The organism is Flavobacterium oreochromis, from assembly GCF_019565455.1.
Lineage (GTDB): Bacteria > Bacteroidota > Bacteroidia > Flavobacteriales > Flavobacteriaceae > Flavobacterium > Flavobacterium oreochromis.
Genome location: NZ_CP067377.1, coordinates 414,625 through 440,754 on the forward strand (window position 1 = coordinate 414,625; position 26,130 = coordinate 440,754).

The window sequence follows — 26,130 nt, forward strand, 5'->3', positions numbered from 1 at the left end:
TTTTATTTCAAGTTCAAAAGTTTCAGGTTTCAAGTTTCCTTCTTCTTTTAAATTCTAGTTTCTAAATTCTAACTTTAAAAATATCCTTGTTTTTTTCTGTCTTCCATTGCGGCTTCAGAAAGTTGGTCGTCTAGTCTTGTTTGTCCTCTTTCGCTGATTCTCGTTTGAATGATATCTTCTATAATATCGTCAATCGTTGCTGCGTGTGAAGGAACTGCTGCGGTACACGTCATATCTCCTACGGTTCTGTAACGCACTTTTTCTATCACCACTTGGTCTCCTTCTTGTGGCTGAATGAATGCTGAAGTTGCCACCAATTTGTCCTGGTGGACAATACACTCTCTGTCGTGGGCAAAATATAAACTTGGTAACTCGATATTATATTTCTTGATGTAATTCCATACATCTAATTCCGTCCAGTTGCTAATGGGGAAAACTCTCACGTTGTGTCCTTTTTGGATTTTTCCATTTAAGATATTCCATAATTCGGGTCTTTGCAATTTAGGATCCCAAGCCCCGAAATCATCTCTTACAGAAAATATTCTTTCTTTTGCTCTTGCTTTTTCTTCATCACGTCTAGCACCTCCTATACAAGCATCAAATTCATTTTCTTGAATGGTATCTAATAAACTGTAGGTTTGTAAAGCATTGCGAGAAGGAAAACGACCCGCAGTTTCTTTCAAGTTGTATTTTTTGATACTATCTTCTACACTTCCTACAATTAGTTTTTCTCCAATTTGTGTTACCAACTTATCACGGAATTCTAAAGCTTCAGGAAAGTTATGTCCTGTATCGATATGTACTAATGGGAAAGGAAATTTCCCTGGACGAAAGGCTTTTAAGGCTAAATGAATTAATACAATAGAATCTTTTCCTCCCGAAAATAACAAGGCTGGTTTTTCAAACTGTGCTGCTGTTTCACGAAGTATGTAAATGGCTTCGTTTTCTAATTGTTCTAAGTAATCTGTAGTATTGCTCATATTTTTTTATTTGTTTCAAGTTTTTTTCGTTTCAAGTTTCAGGTTTATACATATTAGTTGTTATTTATAATTTTCATCCAACAACTTGAAACTTGAAACCAATTTCTAACATTCTTATTTATGTAATCCGCATTCTTTTTTTGATTGATCTTCCCACCACCATCGACCTGCTCTAAAATCTTCTCCTTCTTTGATGGCTCTGGTACAAGGTGCACAACCTATACTTACATATCCTTTGTCGTGTAGCGTATTGTAAGGAACTCCATTTTGTTTTAAATAATTCACTACTTCATCGAGTGTCCAGTGGAGCAATGGGTTGTATTTGTATAGCTTTAGATGTTGATCCCATTCAACTAATTGCACGTTTTGACGGTTTTGTGATTGTTCTGCACGAAGCCCTGTTATCCATAGATTTGCTCCTTCTAAAGCACGGTTTAAAGGGGCTACTTTACGAATATGACAACATTGTTTTCTATTTTCAACACTAGCATAAAATCCGTTAATCCCATTTTCATTTACATAATTCTCTATTGCAGAAGCTTCAGGATAATACGCTTTTATTTTGTTTCCATATTGCAAAGTGGTTTTATCCCAAACCGCATACGTTTCTGTAAACAACCTTCCTGTATCTAAAGTAAATACCTCGATATTTTTGATTTTATGGGTAAAAATTTCATTTGTGATTACTTGATCTTCGATACCGAAACTGGTCGAAAAAACAATCTTACCTGTAAAATTTTCACTTAAAAAACGAAGGCTTTCACCTAAGTCATTTGAATAGTTTAAAAAGTTTTTTATTTGTTCTGTCATAACGTTTTTTAAAATAAAAGGACCTCTTGAAATTCAAGAGGCCCGCACAATTATAAATACAACCAAAGATTAATTTACACAATACAGTCCTCCCACCGAAGTTGGCAACAACAACAGCAAGAAGCAGTATTTGCGTTAAATTTTATTATTATGTTTTTATTATTTTTCATTTTATTATTTACTTTATTTCAAAAAAAACTCCTCACGATGGTGAGGAGTTTTAATTATTGCTTTTATTTATATATACAACAAATCTACCCCTCAAGAATTTGAGCAGCAGATACAACAGTTGATATTTTTTCTATTTCGTTTCATAATTACAAGACAAATATAATAGGTTATTTTTTATAATAAAAGAGCTAATCATATTTTAATAATCTTTTAAGCAATTAAAAAGATTTAATTACATTTTATCTAAAATATCTACATATTACCGAAAAATAATATTATTCTTCTGGTTTATCACCAACATAATAGTTCTTTTGTCTCTCTAATCCATAATTCAGTTTTTCTACATCTGTATTAGAATTTTGAATTTCTTTATAAAGTTCTTCATAATCTTTTGAATGTAAACTACTTGGCACTACATGAGTATCAAAATTTAGTTCTATTTTATTATTTGGAAGAAAGTTACCATAAACATAAATTTGATGTTGAACATAACCTGTATTTTTATTAGTATCATATTCAAAATGTAAGTAGCCTGTGGATTGGGGCACTATATTTTTTATATTAGAATCATCAACAATAATACATCCGCATGAAGTTTGAATTTCTTTTATTTCTAACAAATTTTTCCCGCTATTTTTTATAGGATATACAATATGAAGTTTTTCTCCTTGAGCTATTGGAAAATAATGTCTTTGGGGATCTTTTACTTCAATAGTTGTTGCTTGACCTTCTTTTTCACAGCTAATAAAAAATAAAAGAGATAAAAAAATGGATACGTTTTTTTGAAATGAAGATGTTGTTAAAAGATTAAAATAATTGTATTTCATCACAAGCTGTTTTTTTTGTTTTGGGCATTAGTTATTACTTTTATTTCTATATTATCTTTTTGAAGAATTGTTATTTTTGTGATAAAAACTCCAATTCTTTTTTCTTTTTAGAATCAGAGGTATCTGTTAATTCCGCATATAAAGCTCCATTTTTATACACTTGAACTTTCGTTGGTAGAAAAATTTTTAAATCTGGATTATTTAAAAAACTTACTTTTAGAGTCGCGTTATTAACTTCTATACTGGAAAGTCTAACAGCTAAATCTTCTTGGCTTGTCAAAAGCCATCCATGATGATAGTCTGATATGAAGCCTTCTGAGTTGTCATTTAGAACGTTTATATTTGTATAATCTTCATCTAGCTTTGAAAGTACTTCTATTTTTTTCCCGTATAATTTATTTAATGGATGTTTACTCTTTATGATTTTTTCTTCAAATTCTTTTAAAAAAGCTTGAATAGAACCATCTTCTTCTTTAAAATTTTTAAAATCTTGATAATTTAAATGTTGTTTTAATTTACTATATACTTCTATTACTTCTGGTTTTATATTAATTGTGTTATTTTCTATGGTATAATAACCATTGTTTTGATTTCCATTTTCTAATAAAATTTCTAAATATGTAAAACTCAAGCCTATTAATAATTCTTTTAATTTAGATCTTTCTTTAATTTGAGTTGAATCAATTGATTTAGCTAATTTTTTATAAAAAACAATAAAGGTTGAAGAGTCTAGATTTTTTGTTCCTTTATCATAAATATAACAAGGGTAATTTTCTTTTTCTGCTAATTTTTCAAACTCTAAATAGTATTCTGATAATAACTCATGATTTTGAGGGAATTCTTGTTTAAAATATCCTTTTACTAAATCTTCTATTTTTAAATTACAATCTAATAACAATGAAGAGATTACAAATGATTTTAGTTCTTGAAAACTGGTATAATCATAACCACTCCCATTAATGAATACTCCTTTTATTCCCATTTTTTTAAAGTACTCTAATTGTTTTTGTAAACGATAAAAAAACGGATATGGTGTAAGGTAATCATCAAAATTAGAAGCATAATCCCACAAATAAACTGTATCTGCCTTTTGTTTCCATTTTAATAGTTTTTCTTCAAATTTTATTACTTCTGATTTATTTTCAAAATGTACATTTTTTGGAAAATCAATGGTGCTAATCATTACTCCTACATTTTTTGAAAGATGTTTTTCTGGAGGTGTTTCTGTTGTAAGATACGCTGTTGTAAAAAAATTATACTGAGGAAATTGTTTTGCTAATTTTTCGATTAAGTAGATAACAGCAGGAGTTGCATTATAGCTTGTATTACCTAAATGTTTGCATTTAGAATCTAGACAAACTAGTTTGTTATCATTAGGGATAATCATAAATGAATATTTTTTATCACTATAAAATCCAAAATTATCTACTATATAATTTTTTATAATGTTATAGCTAGCATCAGAAGAGAAACATATTTGTAAATTATTTCTTTTGTTTTGAACTAAAGCAAAAGTTTTAGGATCATCTTGATTAGCAAACAATTTACCTAAATTATGTCCCCAAATTCCCCAATCATTTTCAACATTATTAGAGTTGTATTTTATGTCTGCATCTGGTTGTAAAACAGGATTAAAATGAGGTTCTCTGTATTCAAATGAGAAATTAACTTGACTTTCTTTTATTGATATAATAGCTGGTAATAAGTCTTGTGTTCTAATTCGATCGTCTTGGATACTTAATTTTTTTAAAAATTGGTTAAACAACCATTTTAAATTTTTATCTGAATTTGCAATCAACTGAATTTCATTATTTCCCAATATTTTTATTTGATAATCATACGAATGAGTTGGAGACAGAGTTACTTTTATTAATAAACCTTTTATATTTTTATCTTGAGAAATTATTTCAGGAATTGAAGATCTTTTTTAAACTCATGATAGAAGTAGTCTTTTTCTATTTTTGTTAATTTGGTATTATAATCAAATATGATCTTATATTTATCAGAATATAATTTGACGTCTTGTGATTCAATAGATGATTTTAAAGAGCAACCACATGATACAAAAAAGACAACTATTGCTAAACAGAGCTTAGCAATAGTTATATAGAATGCAAATATTTCTTTCATAATATATAGTCTGTTATGAGAAAATGATGCTAAAATGAAATTTGAGTTTGAAAATATAAATTATACATGTTTGTATAATTTTTTTCGGATATTTTTATTGTGTTCCAACTACCTAGTAGTCCAATTGTAAAATGTGAATTTATCATATATTTGGGCCCTGCTCCTACCATTGTATTAAAAGCATTCCAAGTATTATATAAGTTAAAATTTAATGATTGTAAATCAGAAACTGTACCAACTGAACCTACAACTTGTAAACAACTTCTTTTTTCGTTAAAGACATAAAATCTTGCATCTGTACTACAGTTATAAAACATTGTATTATCTATAGAAAAAATACCTGCTTTTATATTCCACCATATAGATTGCCAATCTTTTGAGAATCCTATACCTCCTTGAATCATATTAATCTGATCTGGTAATTGTCTGAAACCTAATCCTAATTCTAGTTCATAATCATTACCAAAGGTTTTATATAATGATAATTGTGTTTGTATTTTAGCAAAATATTTAGTTCCGTATCCAAGATTTAACTTAGCATAAAATTTATTATTAAATGGATGATACCATTCAACTATGGGCTGAATACCTGCCCCTTCATCTCTACCTGAATAATTTAATCGAAAAGTATATGTATTTTTATTTCCCTTATACATATATTCCATTGTAGAGATAGATGAAAATTCTTGACTTCCTTGGATTCTACTTCTTAAATGGTAAACTCCTATTTCATTTTTAAAAGTTTTATTTTCTAATACTGCTAAATGTCTTCTAAAATCTGGTAATTCCATTAGAGATGGTTCGTATTGTTTTTGATAATAATAAGCTGAATCAAAAACTTTTTTTTGTTTCTAATAGTAATCCTTTATCATACTTTAATTCTTTGTTGTCTTTATCAAAATGCAATGCTGAATTTACTAATTGTAATGCTGCATCATTTTCTTTTTCTTAATGAATTCTTTTGATTTAAAATGAGCATTTTGTGAATATATATTTACTAATGATTTATTATGAGGAAATCTTTCTAAAAGCGGACTTACAAGTTGAATTGCATTATCATATTTCTTTTGGGCTGTATATGATTCAGCTAATTTTACTTTAAACTGTAAGTTATCTGGATATCTTGTTGTGGCTTCTTTAGCTGCGTCTAGCATTGCTACATCATCTTTCATCTGATACGAAAGACTGATAGCATATTGTAACCCTAATTTACTATTAGGCTTTACCAGAAGTATCTTCTTTACAACATCATATGCTTCGTCTATATTTTGCTCTTCTATTGCTTTTTTGATAAAGGCTAAACCTTCTTCTTCAAAACCATTTGCATAAATAGTTTTTTTAGGTTCAGTTGATTTTTCGATAAGTTCTAGATACATGTCAAAAGCATTTGTATAATCTTCTGAAGCTACAAGTGCATTTATTTTTTTTAAATTTCTAGAATCATCATTTGGTTTTTCTTTTAAAAACTCATTAATAATAACGAGAGCTTTATCATATAATCCTGTTTTTAAATAACATTGGAACAAACCTAGTTTAGCGGGTTCATAATAATCATTTTGTTTTCTTTGATTTGAAATCTTCTGTAATAAATCAATTGCTTCAAGATGATTTCCTTCTAACATAAGCTGTTTAGCTGTATTATACTGAAAAGCTATAAAATCATCTTTAACATCAGAATCATTTGGAAACTTGGCATATAATTTTTGTAGTAATTGATTTGATTTAGATTCGTTTCCTAATTGTTTGTATACGAAATATTCTTTTGACAACAGTTCTTTTGTTTCTCCTTTTATTTTTTTTGCTTTTGCTATAAAATCAAGTGCGTCATTATAGTAGCCTTTACTTATCGCATTATTTAGCAAATAGGTTAATGCTTCTTCGTCCTTTGGGTTTTTCTCTAAAATTTTACCATATAGTGTATAAGGATCATTATTACTTTGTATTCTTGCTGATTCTACTACTAGTTCATCATAACTTTTCTGAAGTTGAGAATCTGATTTTTTTGACATTTTTCTTTTTAAAAACTCTAATGCTTCTGCATTTCTATTCATCTCTGATAAGATGGCTACTTTTTTAGTGATATAGATTTTATTTTCTGGAAATTTTTGAATTCCTTTTTCAGCATATAAAAGAGCTTTTTCTTTGTCTCCTGCTGTTAATAAGCTATTTATTATATCTACATAAATATCCGCTTGTTTATTATCTATTTTTGCCAATTCTTCTGCTAAGGTAACAGCTTCATTAAACTTTCCTTCTTTTTTAAGACGTGTTATTTCTTGTTGTGTATTATATATATAATCTTTCTGAACACCTTCGTCTTCTGGATATATTTGATTTAAGCGTCTTAGCATTCTAGTGGTTTCTGTTATATTCCCTTGTAATCTGTATATTTCTATTTTTTTTAACCATAATTGTTTCCAATAGGGATTTACTTCTAATAATTCATTTATATAACAAATAGCACTAGAATAATGTTTGGAGTTCATTTCTACATTTACAAGTAAATGCTTTGCATCAAAATTCGTTTTATCATATTGTAATGATTTGACTAATTGATAACGAGCATTTTGAAAATCTTTTTAACATAATAGTATCTACCTAATAACATTCTTAAATTAGAATCTGTATCATCTTGTCTTAATCCTTCTTCAATAATTTCTTTAGCTTTTTGCCATTCTTGTTTTTTAAAATATTTTTTTGCCATAATAGCATAATCTTCCATTGTATCTTGAGCATTTATAGAATATATTGAAAGAAAAAAAACTAATAATAAGAGGTATTTTTTTGATAACATTTTTTTATACGTTTATTGAACTTCTTGATTTTCTGGATTAACAACTGTTGTTTTATTTTGGGCAAAACCTTGACGTGTCATTTGACCCCATTCAAATTTTTTACGAGATAGGAAATCTACATATCCTTTCAGGCTGTAAAAAACAATAAGAGGATGGTAAATAAAAGGTTCTACTAAAGTAAAAAAACATAATTTTAAATATTCATTGAAAGTTCTATATTGTTCTTGTACTAGTTTATCTAAATAAATAGTTATTAATGAAAGACATATTCCAAATAGGTAAACAAAAGTTAGCATTATACTTGCAGTGTATATATTTATTCCTCTTGTTATTAAAAGGTATAGAGTATACAAATATCCTACTAATTCTATAAGTGGTGCGGAAAACTCAAAAAACAAAGTATAAGGTAAAGTAATCATTCCTAATTGTTTATACTTTGGATTAAAAAGGTATTTTCTATGAACAGTAAATATTTGTAATAATCCACGAGCCCATCTTGTCCTTTGTCTATTTAATATTTTAATATTAGGAGGACCTTCTGTCCAACAACAAGTATCAGGTATTTGAACAATTTTATAGTCTTTGTTAAAATTACACATATATCCTATAATACGAGTGGTTAAATCCATATCTTCTGCATGTGATGAGGGATCATATCCTCCAGCAGCAATCACTACAGATTTATCAAACATGCCTAATCCTCCAGAAATATTCCCAATAGCATTTATCCTAGACCATCCCATTTTTCCTATTAGATAACTTCTTAAATACTCTACTTCTTGAAAAAGAGGAATTATTCTATTAGGTACTTTGACTTGGGTAACAACTCCATTTTGAATAACGCAACTATTAGCCATACGTAAGGTAGCTCCTACTCCTATAACTTGTGTTTTATTAATTAAAATAGGTTTAATCATTTTAATAAGTGCATCACGAGACAATATACAATCTACATCAGTACACAAAAAATAGGGATAACTAGAAGCGTTTATACCTGCATTAGAAGCATCTGCTTTAGTCCCTCCATTTACTTTATCTACGACTGTTAATTTTGAATATGCAGGATTTGTAGATTTTAAAATTCTTTTTAATGGTTTTGTTTTTATCTTTTCTACATAAGCAAAAGGGGTTTCTACTAACTCAAAATTTTCTATTAATAGATCTAATGTTTTATCCTTGCTCCCATCATTAACAATGACTACTTCAAACTTTGGATAATTTAAAGTAAGCATGGAGTGAACATTATCAATTATAGTCATCTCTTCATTATATGCAGGTGCTACAATAGAAATTCCTGGAGCAAAGGGTGTTTTTAAGAAATTTTCATCCATTTCTTTGCTCTGGTTTTCTTTGTATTTTTTTATTTCTTTATATCCATAAATAATGAGTATAAAATATATTATGGTAAGCATTGAGGCATAAAGAAAAATTACGTTTTGAAAAATATCAGCCATAGTTATAGTTATAGTTCCCGTAAGTTTTTTGACATACAGTTAATATTAAATTTTAAAGTTTTTGAAAAGGGTTAAACTTTTATTAATGGGTTTTTAATATGTTTGAAAATTAAGTTTTCAAAACCATCATTAATCTCAGATTCCATTTCATCAATTAGATTAGCCCCTTTATTATCATAATTATAAATGGCTCTTCCTATTGTGATTTTCAAGTTAGTATCAAAAGTTTTATAAAAAGCTGATTTTAAAAACTCTAATCCTTTTTCGGGCTTGGTTTCTGTAACTGTTTTTATGATACTATGCTGAACAGATATAGGTTCAAAATCATAATTTGCAATTAAAGCGTCTTCTATATTATTATTTTGAAGAATACCTATTGCTTCTATCAAAGCTTTTCGAACTTTAGAATTTGTAGTTTGTGTTAAAAGCGTTAATAAAAAGGGTAGATTATCTTGCTGCTTATAAAAAGAGGTCTCATATATAAAAAAGCATTTTAAATCTATATTTTCTGTTCTAGTAATCCACTGAGCAAAATTAGGAATAAACTCTTTTGATCTTTTTAAAAGAATTTCATGAATTTGTATTTTATCCCATTCTGTAAATTCACTATCAAAGTCTTCATTAAAAAAACGAAATGGATCGTGTTTACTCAAATATATATAAGCTTTTCTTGCTTTTTTACGTAGGGCTTCATTTTTATCATAAACTAAGGAAATAATTACAGATTCAGATATAGTTAATCTTAATTTTATAATTTGGGAAAGTCCTTCTAACTTCGTCTTGAGGTTTCCTTTTAATAATCTTTCTTCCCAAAAAGACTTTAAATCAAAGAAATACAAAACCTCATTAAAGTTATGTAAATCATACACTTGATCTTCATCTATCAATTCAATAATAGTTTCTGTAATTAATAGTTTATGTGATTTTTTAAATTCTTTTTTATTTTCAAAAACAAGCTTAATATCTTCTAATGTATATTCTTTTGGAGAATATACTATTTCTTTATTTTTTGTAAATAAATCAGATTAAGTGTCTTTTTTTGAATTGCTACTGTTTTTTTCTCCCAGTTTAAATACACTAGATTCAAAAAAGTTATAGCATAAACACAAATAAAAACAAAACTTAAAACTATTGCTAATTGTAATACAGGTGGTAATTCTGAAATTGAAAAATAACAATCTTTTAAAACAAAAATAATTCTCTCCATTTGATTGATATTATATTTTTAGTTATCATTCTGCCTAATAAAACCTAGACATTTTAAACAAAACACTAGATTTGACTGTTTTGACAACGTTTATTGAAGAAAAATATTTTCCTGTATTTTTTTTTAACTTTTATTTAACTATTTATTAACTTACAATTGTAAACATTTTGTTAAATTTAACAAGTATATCCTCAATTATCTCTAATCCAACCGAAATTCTCAACAACTCAGGCTCTAATCCATTTACTAACAAATAATCCATCCCTTCTTCTGTTTTTAATAAATCATAATGCGCCAAATACACGTAAGGCATTACCAAAGTAAACTCTGTACCTAAACTGGGACCTTTAGGAATTTCTAAAAAATCATAATAATCTGAAAGTTTTTTATCAACCACTATAGATATCAACCCTGGAATTCTATTTGAAACAGCGATTTTCTTATAGTTTTCATAGGATTTAAAACTTCTAACACTTAATACTTCTTTTACTTTTGGTTCATTATTAAAAAAATCAATTAAAGTTTGTGTTGATAAAGATATTTTTTCTACTCTATTTTCATAATCTATTATTTCAACTCCTAATCTTTCTATCTCTCCCTGAAAAGGTTCTATAATATAGCGTTTAATTTTATTTAACAAACCTATATTTTTAGATACAATAGCCCCCATCAGTACATCTCCATTTCCACAAGCAAATTTTGATAGACTTTCAACAGCTATATCACAATATTCTAAAACTTTAAAATTAAATGGAGTAATAAGTGTTATATCTAACAACAATTTTATCTTATATTTATTACATATAGAGTAAAGTTTTTTTACATCTACACAATCTAATTTGGGATTAGAAACTACTTCTGTTACTAATAAAGAAACTCTTTTATGATTTTCATTTAACCAAAAATCTAAAGTTTCTAAATCATACACGTCTACTTGCCAATAACTATTTAAACTTCTTTTCTGAATTACTTCCATCGTATCTAAATATAACCAGCCTAATTGCACTACACAATCTTTCTCTTCAGAAATCCCAGATTGAATTATAGCTTCACAAACTGAAAATACAGCATTAGCTCCTGAATTCGTTAGTAATATATTATCATTAGTTACACCGTATGCTTGACTTAAAACTTTATAAATAGTATTATTAGCTTCTAATAATTCTATTCTTTTTCTTTATAAATAGACCTAATAAACCCCAAGTATAACAAAACTCTTTCTGCTTGTCGAGAGCTTATAATTAACCCTGCATTCCGAATATGTCCTTTTACAGTTTCATATAAACATCTATCAGCTTTTATTAGCACAAAAACACAATCTAGCAATTGAATAAAATCTAATTTTTCAGATATAAGATGACAAAGTATTTTATACGCTTTATAAGAAGAAATAGGTAAGATGTAATAATCGTCGGTTATTTTATTTTCTTTCTTAACATAATCAACCAATTGTTGAACTAATTTATTCCTAAAAAATCGAGGATAACCTGATTGCATCTTTCCTACTATTTCTTCATTTCCTTCTTCATAGCCAATTACATCTTGAATAGTTGGCAAACTAACTGAAACGGCATGTGGATTATTAAACGGTATAGATTCTCCACAAGGAATATGTTTTAAATAATCACTCATAAATTTAGCAATTTTTAAAAGTTGTACAAGCAATTGCTTGCTTGATGTCTTGTATTAAATCTTGTCTATTTTCTAAACCTATAGAGAATCTAACGGTAGCCCTTGTTAATCCTATTTTTTCTAAATCTTCTTCTGAATAGGTGGCATGACTCATTTTCGCTGGAATTTCAGCTCTTGAATCAACCGTTCCAAAGGAAACTTTTTCTCCAAATAGTTTTGTTTTTTTAATAATTGATTCTGCTATAATTTGATCTTCAAAATCAACCGTTATGATTGCAGGAATTATTTTCATTTGCCTTTTTACTAAATCATACTGGGGATGAGATGGTAAACCTGGAAACTTAACTGATTTTACTTCTGGAAACTTTACTAATTCCTGAGCCATATAAAAAGCACTTTCCTCTTGCGTCTTCATTCTTGAAGTTAATGTAGGCAACCCTAAGGAGACTAAAAAAACATCAAATGGACTTTGTGTAAATCCCTGGGCATTAGCATAATAATGCAATTTCTGATACCAAAGTTCATTTCTAGCAACAATCACTCCTGCCACACATGCTCCATGTCCTGAAATGTATTTAGTAGCTGAAAAAACTGAAAAATCAGCTCCTAACTCTAGTGGTTTTTGAGCAACAAACGTTGCCATACTATTATCAACAGCAAAAACTACATTATACTTTTTTGACAAAATGGAAATAGCTGTTATATCCACAATCTTCAAACCTGGATTGGTGGGTGATTCACATAAAATCAATGCAATTTTATTATGAATTAAGATATTTTCAAGTTCTCCTATATTCGTAAAATCAGCATAAAATGTTTTAATATTATTTTTTTCTGATAAAATATTTAATAGTCTATAAGTCCCTCCATAACAATCTCTTTCTACTAACACTTTATCGCCTGATTTTAATACGGTTTCAAATAATAAAGTAATTGCCGCAATACCTGTACTTGTGCAGATTGCGCCATATCCGTTTTCAGCTTTTGTAAAAATAGTTTCTAAGGCATTTCTCGTAGGATTATCTGTCCTTGAATAATCATACAAAACAGTACTATCATCTTGACGCTTATAATCAAAAGTAGCCGTATTATAAATGGGCAAATGTGTTGCTCCATAAGCATCTTTAATCCCACTATATTGAGTGAGATTTGCTAATAAGGTTTCTATTTCCATATCCTATATTGTAAAATTGTATTGCAAAAATTGATTCAAAAAAAAGCCTCTGCATTTGCAGAGGCACTGTTGTCATTTTTAAATTTCATACAATAGTAACTCTGGAGAAACTGGTTCCCATCATACACATCATATATTTATTTAAACACTTTTTCATTTAAAATCAAAAACAGGACAAAATTAGATCAATATTCTTTTAAAATAAAATAAACAGTTTATTTTTCTAAATTTTATTACAAAAAAACAAATAAAACAAAATAAATTCTAAATCAAAAAAGACAAGCAAATTAAAAAACTACAAAACAAGGTTTTTCCAAAACCACAGTTGAATCAAAAAAAAGTTAATAATCATTTGGAATTCAATTTCCTTTCATACATTTGCATAACAAAATTTAAGAGGAAAAATTTGAACTGATTGCAACCTCTTTCTGAAGATAAAAAACATAAATTAAATAATTAGTTTAAAATTCAGGATAAAAAATGCTAAAGCAGTACTACTACTCTTTAGGCAATCCTTGCAAATGTTTTCCTCGCTAACATAGACAATAAAAACTAGTATATGGCTTATTTATTTACGTCAGAATCAGTGAGTGAAGGACACCCTGACAAGATAGCTGATCAAATCAGCGACGCATTAATTGACAACTTTTTAGCTTTTGACCCAGCATCAAAAGTAGCATGTGAAACCTTAGTTACAACAGGACAAGTGATTTTAGCTGGAGAAGTAAAATCAAAAACTTATTTAGATGTTCAAAGCATAGCTCGTGAAGTAATCAAAAAAATTGGCTACACTAAAAGCGAATATATGTTTGAAGCTAATTCTTGTGGTGTTTTATCTGCTATTCACGAACAATCTGACGACATCAATCGCGGTGTAGATAGAATTACAGCTGAGGCAGACTTTGAAACCAAAGCAAATGCACAAGGAGCAGGTGACCAAGGCATCATGTTTGGCTATGCAACTAACGAAACACAAGACTATATGCCATTAGCATTAGACTTGTCACATAAATTATTACAGGAATTAGCTGAATTACGCAGAGAAAATTCAGCTATTACTTATCTACGCCCTGATGCTAAGTCACAAGTTACTTTAGAGTACGATGACAACAACAAACCCGTACGTATTGATGCTATCGTAATTTCTACACAACATGATGATTTTGCTGAAGAAGTAGAAATGTTAGCTAAAATCAAAAAGATATTATTGAAATTTTGATTCCACGTATTATTACTAAATACCCACAATACGCACACTTATTTAACGACAAAATTGAATACCACATTAACCCTACTGGTAAATTTGTAATTGGTGGTCCTCATGGTGATACTGGATTAACTGGTAGAAAAATCATTGTAGACACTTACGGAGGCAAGGGAGCTCATGGTGGTGGTGCTTTCTCAGGAAAAGACCCTTCAAAAGTAGATCGTTCAGCAGCTTATGCAACACGTCATATCGCTAAGAACTTAGTAGCTGCTGGCATAGCTGATGAAGTTTTGGTACAAGTTTCATATGCTATTGGTGTTGCTAAACCTTGTAACGTTTACATAAATACATACGGAACTGCTAAAAACGGTTTAACAGATGTTCAAATTTCTGAAAAAGTAAATGAGTTATTCGATTTAAGACCATACGCAATTGAACAGCGTTTAAAACTAAGAACCCCGATTTATTCCGAAACAGCTGCTTACGGACACATGGGACGTAAAAATGAGGTAATAAAGAAACGTTTCGTTTCTCCTGCTGGAGAAGTTAAAGAAATAGAGATTGAATTATTTACTTGGGAAAAACTAGACTTTGTAGATAAAATAAAGACAGCTTTTAATTTATAATTCAGATAAATATAATTCAAAAAGAGCCTTACAAATAATTATTGCAAGGCTCTTTTTATTTTTATACCTTTCTTTCATGAAACATTTTTTATCCATATTAATATTACTATCAAATCCACTCATATTTTCCCAAATCCCTAATATTACAACTTCATTAATAAGTTTTAAACCAATAGAAGCAGATGAATATATTGGAGAGGACAATACAGGCTTTATATACTACACTAAAGACAACACTTTATTCAAATCTAAAGATTCTGAACAATACCAATACAAAAATGTTCAATTAGGAAAAATATCTAAAATTGACTTACAAAATCCGTTAAGAATTCTTATTTTTTTCAAAAACTTCAATACTATTATCGCTCTAGACAATCAATTAAATGAAGTACAAAAATTAGATTTTAATAATATTAACTCAATTACAATAGGTGCCATTGGAACATCTAGTTTAAATAATTATTGGCTATTTGACGAAAACAACCAACAATTATTGCGCTATAATTACACAAGAAACACAACCTCATTAATTGGAGTTATTTTCGAAAAACCCATTAAAAATTATTATTCCACTTTTAATTATTTCTTTTGGACAGATATAGAAAACAATTTTTATCAGTGTGATATTTTTGGAAAAAAAACCTTCATAACCAAATTACCTAAATACGATAAAATATCAATAAACGAAGAAAAACACATTGTATATCAAACAAATACAAGTCTTTTTATTTTTGATATAAAAAACCAAAAACCATTTTTAATTGATAATATTCAAAATTCATTTATAAGTTTCTATTACAAAAACCAAAATTTAGCTATTTTTACACCTCAAGGAATTACCAATTATAAAATTATTTTACCCTAATGCATATAGCAGTTGCTGGAAATATAGGAGCTGGAAAAACCACATTAACCAGACTTCTATCTAAACATTTCAAATGGGAACCACATTTTGAAGATGTAGATGAAAATCCTTACTTAGATGACTTTTACCATTCCATGGACAGATGGAGTTTCAATCTTCAAATTTACTTTTTGAACAGTCGTTTTCGTCAAATTTTAAAAATTAGAGAAAGTGGCAAAAAAATCATTCAAGACAGAACCATTTATGAAGACGCTCATATCTTTGCTCCTAACTTACATGCTATGGGACTAATGAGCAATCGTGATTTTGAAAACTACACTTCTTTATTCGAATTAATGGAAAATCTAGTTGGACCACCTGATTTACTAATTTACCTAAGAAGCTCAATTCCTAATTTGGTTGGACAAATTCACAAACGCGGACGTGATTATGAAAATTCAATTTCAATTGACTATCTAAGCAGATTAAATGAACGATACGAAGCATGGATTCAGACATACAACAAAGGAAATCTCTTAATAATTGATGTTGACAATATTAATTTTGTAGACAATCCAGAAGATTTAGGTATGATTATTAATAAAATTGACGCAAAGATTAATGGATTATTCTAAATTCCAATAGAGCACTCTTTTATTATTAAAAGACAAACAATTAGAAATCAGAATAAGACAGATTGTTTTATTCTGATTTTTTTACTTTTATCAATTTTCATATAAATAGAGAAATTTTCAAGAAATATATTAAACTACTTAGGCACAGAGTTAGCTCAAGTTCAGTTAAGTCAACTGTTTTATTTATACCATAACAAAAAAATTATTAATAGCTATAACAGTTTATTTTAAAAATATTGAAGATCACTCATTTTCTAACATACCGTTCAATAGTAAAAGAATATGCGTGCTTTTCATCCTTAGGATGAAAAATAGAGTTTTTAAGCACCCATTGAGTATTATTAATATTAGGAAAAAACGTATCTGCTTCAAAACAACCATGTACTCTAGTCAATTCTATTTGATCTGCTAAATCTATAAACTGTTTATAAATTTCACCTCCTCCTATTATATAGACATCTTGATCTATAGGACAAACTTCTAATGCTTTTTGAATACCAACCACAACAAGACAACTTTCTGGAGCAGAATACCTTTCAGAATGCGTAACAATTACATGTGTTCTATTAGGAAGTGGTTTTGGAAAGCTTTCAAAAGTTTTTCGCCCCATTACAATATAATGTCCAGTTGTCAATGCTTTAAAATGTTTAAAATCATCTGGTAAATGCCATAGCAAGTCATTGTTTTTACCTAATTCATTATTTTGACCGGCAGCAGCAATTAATATGATTTTTCTAGGCATTTTTTTGAATATCTTTTTGAAGTTGTTCTAATTTACGCTGTTGTTTAAAAACTAATTTCTCAATTTGTTCTCGCTCCCATTTTTTATTCATAAACCGTTCTGTTATAAAAACACGAATAAAATGCAAAATAAAAAAAAGAGCCCAAATTGATATAACCCAAATTGACCAATTAAAACTAGGAAATGTGTTTAGAATATAATTAGCAAATAAGAGAAATAAACTAGCAGTAAACCATATGACAAAATGAAAGTATAGTCGTCTTTTTTGCTTAATCCGCAAGCGAGCATACTCGTATAATTCTTGTTGATTAATATCCATCTAAAAAGTTTTTTTAAATTGCTACTTCTCCTTTAATATGCGGATGAGGATCGTAATCTATTAATGTAAAATCCTCAAATTTGAAATCAAAAATATTTTTAATTTGCTGATTCAAAATCATTTTAGGCAATGGACGTGGATCACGTGATAACTGTAATTTTAACTGCTCTAAATGATTATTATAAATATGAGCATCCCCAAAAGTATGAATAAAGTCTCCTATTTGCAAATCACATACTTGAGCAATCATCATGGTTAATAAAGCATATGAAGCAATATTAAAAGGGACTCCTAAAAAGATATCTGCGCTTCTCTGATATAACTGACAAGATAATTTTCCATCTGCTACATAAAACTGAAAAAATGCGTGACAAGGAGGCAAGGCCGCTTTCCCATTAGCTACATTTTCTGCAAATGTTTTTTTGTCATCAGGCAACACAGAAGGATTCCACGCAGAAACTAACATTCTTCTACTATTTGGACTTCTCTTTAAAGTTTCTATTAAATCTACTATTTGATCTATTTCTTCACCATTCCAATTACGCCACTGATCACCATAAACAGGACCTAAATCCCCATTTTTATCAGCCCATTCATTCCAAATACGCACTCCATTTTCATTTAAATATTGGATATTAGTATCCCCTTTTAAAAACCAAAGAAGTTCATAAATTATAGATTTTAGATGTAGCTTTTTCGTAGTTACCATGGGAAATCCTTGACTTAAATCAAAACGCATTTGATAACCAAAAACACTTTTAGTACCTGTTCCAGTTCTATCTCCTTTTTGATTTCCGTTTTCTAAAACATGTTTAACTAAATCTAAATATTGCTTCATTATTATCGCTTTTAAGCTTTAAAATAGTAAATCATAAAAAGAATTCATTATACCTTCTTATTGAATAAAAAGCTATTAATTACAGCTCTCTTTTATTTATTTCATCACGAATCTTAGCTGCTTTTTCATAATCTTCATCTACAACAGCCTGTTCCATAAGATCATTTAACTCTGCTAAACTCAACTTTGAATAAGCAGATGCTTTATCATCTTCTTGTGAAACTCCAAACGTTTCTGGTGCTGAAAGAATATCTTCATCAGATGTTATATTTTCTTCTGAAGAAGTACTTAAATAAATACCTGCTTTATCTAAAATATTTTTATAAGTAAAAATTGGCGCATCAAACCGTAATGCTAATGCTATAGCATCAGAAGTTCTAGCATCAATAATTTCTTCAATTTTATCACGCTCACAAATCATACTTGAGTAAAAAACGCCATCTACTAATTTGTGTATAATAACTTGTTTAACGATTATATCAAATCGATCTGCAAAATTTTTAAACAAATCATGTGTAAGAGGCCTCGGTGGACGAATTTCTTTTTCTAAAGCTATCGCGATTGACTGTGCTTCAAAAGCTCCAATAACAATAGGCAATTTTCTATCTCCCTCTACCTCATTTAAAATCAAAGCATAAGCTCCATTTTGCGTTTGGCTATATGAAATTCCTTTTATAGATAGTCTGACTAAACTCATTTTTTTTGGCTGTGAATATATCCTGCAAAGTAACAAAAAACTTTGTACTGTTAATAAAAAAAGAGCCATAATATGGCTCTTTTTAGGATTATTTTAAATAAGTAAATTATGAGTTTTGCGCTTTAAACGATTTTAATTTTTCTATTAAAACTGGAACTACTTGAAAAGCATCTCCTACAATACCATAATCTGCAACCTTAAAGAAAGGCGCTTCTGGATCAGAATTAATAGCAACTTTTACTTTAGATGAGTTGATCCCAGCAATATGTTGAATTGCTCCTGAAATACCAACAGCAATATATAAGTTAGTAGCAACTGGCTTACCTGTTTGTCCAACGTGCTCACTATGAGGTCTCCATCCTAAATCAGAAACAGGTTTAGAACATGCTGTTGCAGCACCTAACACTGATGCTAACTCTTCTATCATTCCCCAATTTTCTGGACCTTTTAATCCACGACCACCTGAAACAACAACATCTGCATCAGCAATCGTAACTTTACCAGATCCTTTTTCTACTGATTGAGTCTGTACACCAAAATCTGCATCAGAAATAGCAGGAGCAAAATCTTCAGCAGCAGCAGAACTTGCTACTTCTAGTATTCCAAAACTGTTTTTTGCAATAGCTAATACTTTTACATCAGTATCAATTTGTGTCACATTAAAAGCTTTATTTGAAAAAGCATTTCTCTTAACCTGAAAAGGAGAAGTACTTACTGGTAAAGCTACTACATTTGAAGCATAACCAGCATTTAAATTTACAGCAACAAGTGGTGCTAAGTATAAAGAATCTGTAGTAGAAGATAACACTACAACTTTTGAACTTTCTTTTTCTGCCGCTTGTTTTATTACATCTGCATAGGCTTTAGCATTAAAATTATTTAGTTTATCACTAGATACTTTTAACACTTTATCTACCCCATATTTTCCTAATTCCGAAACATCACCAGCATTAATAGTTAATGCCGTAACTGTAGTTCCTGTAGATTCTGCGATTTTTTTTGCATATGAAGCTAATTCAAATGCTACTTTTTTGAATTTTCCTTCGGCTGATTCTGCGTATATTAAAATTGACATAAGATTTTATTTTAAGTCATAAATTATAAAGTCTAAAGTCTTATAGGAAACTTGTTAGAAACTACCTTTTGACTTTTTACTTTCAACTTTTGATGGATTAGATTACTTTTGCTTCGTTGTGTAATAAGTTGATTAATTCGTCTATATTATCTGGACTTACTAATTTCACTTCTTGCTTAGGTGCAGGTTTTTCAAATTTAACTGCTTGTGTAGCAACTTCTGCCCCTACAGGCTCTACTACATTAAGAGGTTTTGTTCTAGCAGTCATAATTCCACGCATATTTGGAATACGTAAATCTTTTTCTTCTACTAAGCCTTTTTGCCCACCAACAATAAGAGGTAATGCTGTAGTAACAATTTCTTTCCCTCCATCAATTTCACGAGCAGCTGTTACAGTATCACCTTCTACTTTTAAGTCAATACAAGAATTAATAAAATTATACCCTAGTAAACCAGCTGTCATACCTGGAACCATCCCACCGTTATAATCTAACGATTCTTTTCCTGCAATAATCAAATCAAACCCCCCATTTTTAATTACTTCTGCTAATTGTTTTGCAACAAATAAGCCATCTGTAGGTTTCGCATTTACACGAATTGCATCATTTGCCCCAATGGCTAATGCTTTTCTTAAAGTTGGTTCTGTATCTGCTTCTCCAACATTTACCACAGTAACTGTAGCCCCTTGTTGTTCTTGAAACATTACTGCTCTAGTTAATCCAAACTCATCATTAGGATTAATTACATATTGCACACCATTAGTGTCAAATTCTGAATCACCATTGGTAAAATTAATTTTTGAAGTAGTATCAGGTACGTGACTGATGCAAACTAATATTTTCATTGTTAATCAAATTGGTTTAAAATTTATAGAATTACAAATATAACTAAAATATACATACAATTATTATGCGCGCATAATAATTTTTTATCACTTTTTTAATTAGTTTCTCTTTTAATTTCATTGATGATGGTTTAATTTTTTATATTTTTGCGATTCATTTTGTAGAATCTAAGAAAATTTTATGAGAACGATACAGTTTAGAGAAGCCATTTGTGAAGCCATGAGTGAGGAGATGCGTCGTGATGAGTCGGTGTATTTAATGGGAGAAGAAGTGGCTGAATATAATGGAGCATATAAAGCTTCAAAAGGAATGTTAGACGAGTTTGGTCCTAGACGCGTTGTAGACACTCCAATTGCCGAAATGGGTTTTTCGGGAATAGCAGTAGGTAGTGCAATGAACGGTTGTCGCCCAATTGTAGAATATATGACATTTAATTTTTGTCTTGTTGGTGCTATTGATCAGGTTATTAATAACGCTGCAAAAATGAGACAGATGAGTGCAGGACAGTTTCCTATGCCCATGGTTTTCAGGGGACCTTCAGCTTCTGCTGGTCAGTTAGCCGCTACACATTCACAAGCTTTTGAAAATTGGTTTGCAAATTGCCCTGGATTAAAAGTAGTTGTTCCATCAACCCCTTATGACGCAAAAGGTCTTTTAAAGTCCGCTATACGAGATAATGACCCTATTATTTTCATGGAGTCAGAACAAATGTACGGTGACAAAGGAGAAGTACCTGAAGGAGAATATACGATTCCTATTGGAGTAGCTGATATCAAACGAGAAGGAACTGATGTGACTATTGTTTCATTTGGTAAAATCATTAAAGAGGCTTACATAGCAGCTGATGAACTAGCAAAAGAAGGAATTTCTGTAGAAATTATTGATTTACGTACAGTTCGACCTATGGATTATGATGCTATTCTAAATTCTGTCAGAAAAACAAATAGATTGGTAGTCTTAGAAGAAGCTTGGCCTTTCGCTTCAGTAGCTTCTGAAATTACTTATATAGTTCAAGAAAGAGCATTTGACTATTTAGACGCTCCTATTCAAAGGATTACAACTGCTGACACACCAGCTCCTTTCTCTCCTACTTTATTAAAAGAATGGTTACCAAACGCGCAAGATGTTATTAAAGCGGTTAGGAAAGTATTATATAAATAATAACTATATATACATGTTATCTATTATAAAGCTCCATCTTTGAAAAACGATGGAGCTTTATTGTTAGTATATATCAATTTTTAAGAATATGCAAAAAAAGATTAGTTTTTTTATAATATTGTTTTTTACATTATTTATAAACGCACAAACAAAAGTTAGTGGTACAATATACGACGATCAAAATTTACCACTTCCTTTTGCAAATATCTATTTTAAAGGCAGCAAAACCGGTATTTCTTCTGATGTAAATGGAGTTTTTAAAATTGAATCTACAAATGACTACAAGGCAATTATTGTTAAGTATACAGGCTTTGAAGATACAGAAGTAGAATTAAATACATCTATCATAAATAATTTAAAAGTAGTGATGTCTACAACAAAGCAACTAAAAGAGGTTGTAGTAGTAGCCAAACCTAAAAAACACTTAAAAAAAGAAGAAAATCCTGCTTACAAAATCTTACAACAAATCTGGAAAAACAAAAAGAAAAATGGTTTATTAGCTTCTAAATCATATCAATATACTAAATACACTTCAATAGCTAATGGATTGAGTAATTTAGACAGCGTTTTCTTAAAAAGAGTCTTAGGTAATCATTACGATAGTGTAATAAAAATCGCTGAACAAAAAAAGAATCAGCCTAATTATATAATACCAACATATTTAAGAGAAACTAATGAAAAAATTTATGGTGACAACATAAGAAACAAATTCAAAGAAGTTACGGAAGGCGAACGAACTACAGGTCTAGCAGACAAAGGCTTTATGATGGAAAAAATAGGTAATTTCATTAAGCCATTTGATGTATATGATGATGATGTAGTTATACTCAACAAAGCATTCGTGAGTCCACTATCAGTACGCGGATATAGCCAATATGAGTATGTTTTAAAAGACAGCATTCAAGATGGAAATAAAAAAATCTATGAAATCTTTTATTTCCCTAGAAACAATCAAGACTTACTTTTTCAAGGATCTTTTAAAGTAAGCGATAAAAATTTTGCAATTACAGAGATGTATCTTCGCAATAATCCTAAAGTAAATCTAAATTTTGTAAGAAATCTTTCAATTGAGAAAATTTACACTATACAAGACAACGACGTATACCTACCTGAACGAGAAACTTATGAAGGTGATTTTACTTTTTTCTCAAAAGAAGACGGAGAAAAAGGAATGTATTTGAAAAAAAACATATTATACTCTGATTATATTTTCAATCAAGAACTAGCACCTAATTTTTATGATACAATTGAAGTACAAACATTAGCAAATCAATTTGAAAAAGGAGATGACTACTGGAAACAGCTTACTACACGTGAAGCGGGAATAAACAACACTAGAAAAATCATTACCGACTTAGGTAATAACAAAAGAATAAGACGAGTAACCAACTTAATTACAATACTTACTTCTGGCTACTTTACTGTCTTCAAAAACATTCAATACGGTTCTTTATATCAAACCTTTTCAAATAACAATGTTGAAGGAATCAGACTAAAAGCTGGTTTTAGAACTTTTACAAACCCTAATGATCTATTCAGGGTAAACGGGTACATGGCATACGGTACATTAGACCACGCTATAAAATTTGGACTAAGCACCCGTTATTTAATTAACACCAATCCTCGCATAACACTAGGATTAGGTTTCTTAAAAGACAATTTACAATTAAGCAGTATTGGTTTAGAAGAATCTGAACTTATTGCCACAGGACCAAGCACTAATGTAATTATTGCTAGAGGAGAAAACTATAGTTTAACAAATGTAGAAAAAAGTGTATTTAGCACTGATTATCAACCACACAACAACTTAAAGTTCAATTTGAGTTTCGTTCATCGAGACATGAAATCCGCGAGTAATGACCGTTTCTCAATAGCATATGACTATAATGGAGAAATTAAAAACACATTAACTGATTTTGCCGTTAGTTGCGGCATCTTTTACACCCCTAAACGAGACGTATACGGATTTGGAGTTGATCAAACCTACACAGGAAGATTATATAGCTCTTTAGCTCTTAAATACACCCATGGTCTAAAAGGAGTTTTTAATGGTCAATATAATTATGATAAAATCCAATTACTATACGAAAAACCATTACAGTTAAGCAATTTTGGGGTATTAAGAACCACATTAGAAGGTGCTAAAGTCTTTCAAAAACTACCTCTAAATTTATTAACTCCAATCGTTGTAAATCAAGCTTATTCTATCTCTCCTAATTCTTTTTCATTATTAGACTATTATGATTTAGTAACAGACCAATATTTTTCCATACGATTTGAACATCATTTTAATGGTTATATATTCAACAGAATTCCTTTACTAAAAAAACTAAAACTAAGAGAAGTTTTATTCTATAAAACAATTTGGGGTAGTATTTCACAAAGCAACAAATCAATTAACCATTCATCTATCAATTATAATGCACCAACTAATGGCTATTCAGAATACGGTTTTGGGATTGAAAATATAGGTTTAGGCAATTTCAAACCTATAAGGATAGACTTCATTTGGCGTTCCGCTTTTAACGATATTAATGGAGGGATCCCTCCTACTTTTGGAGTGCGTTTTGGTTTCTTCCCTGAATTTTAAAAATGTTAGCTTTTGAGTATCTAAAAGAAAAAGATATAATTTTCAGGCAAATCATAGACCTATATGGTTTGCCTGAAATGATACCCTCTAGACCCGAAGGTTTTCAAACATTAGTTCTATTAATATTAGAGCAACAAGTATCTGTAGATTCAGCCAAAGCAACTTTCTTAAGATTAAAAGAAAAATTTAAAGAAATCACCCCTGAAAACTTACTAAATACTCCAGAAGAAGATTTTAGAAATTGTGGAGTTAGCAGACAAAAATCAACATATATTAACCACTTAGCAGAAGCAATTTCAACTAAAAAAATAGATCTAGAGACATTATCAACTAAACCAGCCGAAAGTGTTAGAAACGAACTAATCAAGTTAAAAGGAATTGGACATTGGACGATTGATATCTATCTAATGTTCAGCCTAAACAAACCAGATGTTCTGCCTATAGGTGATATAGCTATAATAAACACCCTTAAAGAATTATTAGAATTAAAAACAAAAGAAGAAATCATTCTATATACTCAAAACTGGTCACCTTACAGGAGCTATGCTTCTTTTTTATTATGGCATTATTACCTTCAAAAACGAGGCAGAAAAATAACATATGATTACTAACCAACTCGTTTTCAACAATAATAAAGCACTATTTATTTAAAAACTGCCATTTCAAATTTCCATATTCCAAATTTTAACGTACCTTTGCACCCTCAAAATTAAATATATAAAATAATGACTACTGATAAAATCACTACGTTTGACGTATTAGTGGAAATCCCTAGAGGAAGCCGAAATAAATATGAATATGATTTTGATCTAAAAAGAATGCGTTTTGACCGTATGTTATATTCTTCTATGATGTATCCTGCTGATTACGGTTTTATTCCTGAAACTTTAGCTTTAGATGGCGACCCTCTAGATGTTTTAGTTTTAGTTACTAAACCTACATTTCCTGGTTGTGTTGTAGAAGTTAAACCTATTGGGGTTTTTCATATGGCAGATGACAAAGGATCAGATGAAAAAATTATTTGTGTCCCTATTTCTGACCCTATCTGGAATAAACTAAATGATTTATCAGATATAAACCCTCATTTATTAAAAGAAATTGAACACTTTTTTGAAGTTTATAAAGATTTAGAAAACAAAGAGGTAGATGTTCAAGGATGGGGAGATATAACAGAAGCTCAAAGAATTATAAAAGAATGTATTGATCGTTTTAATTCTCTAGAAAATAAACCAGAAGGATTATTTAGCATAAAATAACACTTCTTCTTTTTTTAGAATAAAGGTTTTCAATCATACCTATATAAATATTTATAAGCGAAATTTCTTAAGAAATTTCGCTTTTTTATTATAACTAATATAACTTTCATTATAG

25 protein-coding genes and 1 pseudogene are annotated in these 26,130 nt (G+C 29.5%); 7 read left to right on the forward strand and 19 right to left on the reverse strand.

From position 1 onward, the window contains the following. Window positions 1-74: 74 nt before the first annotated feature. From cysD to JJC03_RS02100, 13 genes are all read right to left on the reverse strand, one after another. Complete coding sequence (gene cysD, locus JJC03_RS02040; protein ID WP_235873891.1) at window positions 75-980, reverse strand: sulfate adenylyltransferase subunit CysD; 906 nt, start codon at window positions 978-980, stop codon at window positions 75-77. Window positions 981-1,094: 114 nt separating this feature from the next. Further along, a complete protein-coding gene (locus JJC03_RS02045) occupies window positions 1,095-1,790 on the reverse strand; it encodes a phosphoadenylyl-sulfate reductase (protein ID WP_235873892.1) in 696 nt (231 codons plus the stop codon). Window positions 1,791-2,236: 446 nt separating this feature from the next. Beyond that, window positions 2,237-2,788, reverse strand: a complete 552-nt coding sequence (locus JJC03_RS02050) for a DUF1573 domain-containing protein (protein WP_103714423.1) — start codon at window positions 2,786-2,788, stop codon at window positions 2,237-2,239. A 70-nt stretch (window positions 2,789-2,858) separates the two neighbouring features. After that, a complete protein-coding gene (locus JJC03_RS02055) occupies window positions 2,859-4,607 on the reverse strand; it encodes a DUF4838 domain-containing protein (RefSeq protein ID WP_235873893.1) in 1,749 nt (582 codons plus the stop codon). 340 nt (window positions 4,608-4,947) lie between these two features. After that, window positions 4,948-5,709: a YaiO family outer membrane beta-barrel protein gene (locus JJC03_RS02060; RefSeq protein ID WP_235873894.1), complete on the reverse strand. Its 762-nt coding sequence runs from the start codon at window positions 5,707-5,709 to the stop codon at window positions 4,948-4,950. Window positions 5,710-5,835: 126 nt separating this feature from the next. Beyond that, entirely contained in the window at window positions 5,836-7,404 is a 1,569-nt protein-coding gene (locus tag JJC03_RS02065; RefSeq protein WP_235873895.1) for a tetratricopeptide repeat protein, read from the reverse strand. Window positions 7,405-7,466: 62 nt separating this feature from the next. Beyond that, complete coding sequence (locus JJC03_RS02070) at window positions 7,467-7,712, reverse strand: hypothetical protein (RefSeq protein WP_235873896.1); 246 nt, start codon at window positions 7,710-7,712, stop codon at window positions 7,467-7,469. Window positions 7,713-7,724: 12 nt separating this feature from the next. Beyond that, entirely contained in the window at window positions 7,725-9,167 is a 1,443-nt protein-coding gene (locus JJC03_RS02075; RefSeq protein ID WP_088398613.1) for a glycosyltransferase family 2 protein, read from the reverse strand. A gap of 71 nt (window positions 9,168-9,238) precedes the next feature. Continuing rightward, window positions 9,239-10,054, reverse strand: a complete 816-nt coding sequence (locus JJC03_RS02080; protein ID WP_235873897.1) for a hypothetical protein — start codon at window positions 10,052-10,054, stop codon at window positions 9,239-9,241. A 107-nt stretch (window positions 10,055-10,161) separates the two neighbouring features. Then, a complete protein-coding gene (locus tag JJC03_RS02085) occupies window positions 10,162-10,374 on the reverse strand; it encodes a hypothetical protein (protein ID WP_235873898.1) in 213 nt (70 codons plus the stop codon). A 145-nt stretch (window positions 10,375-10,519) separates the two neighbouring features. Then, entirely contained in the window at window positions 10,520-11,542 is a 1,023-nt protein-coding gene (locus tag JJC03_RS02090) for a PLP-dependent transferase (protein ID WP_235874326.1), read from the reverse strand. Continuing rightward, the gene (locus JJC03_RS02095; protein WP_235873899.1) at window positions 11,539-12,006 is read right to left on the reverse strand and encodes a hypothetical protein; all 468 of its coding nucleotides are present in this window, start codon (window positions 12,004-12,006) and stop codon (window positions 11,539-11,541) included. Before JJC03_RS02095 ends, JJC03_RS02090 begins: the two co-directional genes overlap by 4 nt. A gap of 4 nt (window positions 12,007-12,010) precedes the next feature. Further along, window positions 12,011-13,180 carry a trans-sulfuration enzyme family protein gene (locus JJC03_RS02100; RefSeq protein ID WP_088444643.1) on the reverse strand — a complete coding sequence of 390 codons (1,170 nt, stop codon included), beginning with the start codon at window positions 13,178-13,180 and terminating at the stop codon, window positions 12,011-12,013. 559 nt (window positions 13,181-13,739) lie between these two features. Here JJC03_RS02100 and metK point away from each other — a divergent pair. The 3 genes and pseudogenes from metK (at window position 13,740) to JJC03_RS02115 (ending at window position 16,492) form a co-directional block, all read left to right on the forward strand. Beyond that, window positions 13,740-15,013: pseudogene (gene metK / locus JJC03_RS02105) on the forward strand (methionine adenosyltransferase). Between the two features lie 76 nt (window positions 15,014-15,089). Further along, window positions 15,090-15,878 carry a hypothetical protein gene (locus tag JJC03_RS02110; RefSeq protein ID WP_103714429.1) on the forward strand — a complete coding sequence of 263 codons (789 nt, stop codon included), beginning with the start codon at window positions 15,090-15,092 and terminating at the stop codon, window positions 15,876-15,878. Further along, window positions 15,878-16,492, forward strand: a complete 615-nt coding sequence (locus JJC03_RS02115) for a deoxynucleoside kinase (RefSeq protein ID WP_060383322.1) — start codon at window positions 15,878-15,880, stop codon at window positions 16,490-16,492. The genes JJC03_RS02110 and JJC03_RS02115 overlap by 1 nt, the downstream gene beginning before the upstream one ends. A gap of 247 nt (window positions 16,493-16,739) precedes the next feature. Here JJC03_RS02115 and JJC03_RS02120 read toward each other — a convergent pair whose 3' ends face one another. From JJC03_RS02120 to JJC03_RS02145, 6 genes are all read right to left on the reverse strand, one after another. Beyond that, window positions 16,740-17,234 (reverse strand): dihydrofolate reductase, encoded by a 495-nt coding sequence (locus JJC03_RS02120; RefSeq protein WP_235873900.1) that lies wholly within the window; start codon window positions 17,232-17,234, stop codon window positions 16,740-16,742. Further along, complete coding sequence (locus JJC03_RS02125) at window positions 17,227-17,553, reverse strand: 2TM domain-containing protein (RefSeq protein ID WP_088401014.1); 327 nt, start codon at window positions 17,551-17,553, stop codon at window positions 17,227-17,229. The genes JJC03_RS02120 and JJC03_RS02125 overlap by 8 nt, the downstream gene beginning before the upstream one ends. A 13-nt stretch (window positions 17,554-17,566) precedes the next feature. After that, window positions 17,567-18,391: a thymidylate synthase gene (locus JJC03_RS02130; RefSeq protein ID WP_088401012.1), complete on the reverse strand. Its 825-nt coding sequence runs from the start codon at window positions 18,389-18,391 to the stop codon at window positions 17,567-17,569. A gap of 79 nt (window positions 18,392-18,470) precedes the next feature. Beyond that, window positions 18,471-19,088 (reverse strand): bifunctional nuclease family protein, encoded by a 618-nt coding sequence (locus JJC03_RS02135; RefSeq protein ID WP_088401010.1) that lies wholly within the window; start codon window positions 19,086-19,088, stop codon window positions 18,471-18,473. A gap of 106 nt (window positions 19,089-19,194) precedes the next feature. Further along, window positions 19,195-20,163, reverse strand: coding sequence for an electron transfer flavoprotein subunit alpha/FixB family protein (locus JJC03_RS02140; RefSeq protein ID WP_088401008.1), 969 nt, complete (start codon window positions 20,161-20,163; stop codon window positions 19,195-19,197). A 97-nt stretch (window positions 20,164-20,260) separates the two neighbouring features. Next, entirely contained in the window at window positions 20,261-21,007 is a 747-nt protein-coding gene (locus JJC03_RS02145) for an electron transfer flavoprotein subunit beta/FixA family protein (RefSeq protein ID WP_088401006.1), read from the reverse strand. Between the two features lie 181 nt (window positions 21,008-21,188). Here JJC03_RS02145 and JJC03_RS02150 point away from each other — a divergent pair, with 181 nt between their 5' ends. From JJC03_RS02150 to JJC03_RS02165, 4 genes are all read left to right on the forward strand, one after another. Next, window positions 21,189-22,169 (forward strand): pyruvate dehydrogenase complex E1 component subunit beta, encoded by a 981-nt coding sequence (locus JJC03_RS02150; RefSeq protein ID WP_088401004.1) that lies wholly within the window; start codon window positions 21,189-21,191, stop codon window positions 22,167-22,169. Between the two features lie 88 nt (window positions 22,170-22,257). Continuing rightward, window positions 22,258-24,759, forward strand: a complete 2,502-nt coding sequence (locus JJC03_RS02155) for a DUF5686 family protein (RefSeq protein WP_235873901.1) — start codon at window positions 22,258-22,260, stop codon at window positions 24,757-24,759. A gap of 2 nt (window positions 24,760-24,761) precedes the next feature. Then, window positions 24,762-25,370, forward strand: coding sequence for a DNA-3-methyladenine glycosylase family protein (locus tag JJC03_RS02160; protein ID WP_088401000.1), 609 nt, complete (start codon window positions 24,762-24,764; stop codon window positions 25,368-25,370). 114 nt (window positions 25,371-25,484) lie between these two features. Then, entirely contained in the window at window positions 25,485-26,015 is a 531-nt protein-coding gene (locus JJC03_RS02165; protein ID WP_088400998.1) for an inorganic diphosphatase, read from the forward strand. Window positions 26,016-26,130 lie beyond the last annotated feature (115 nt).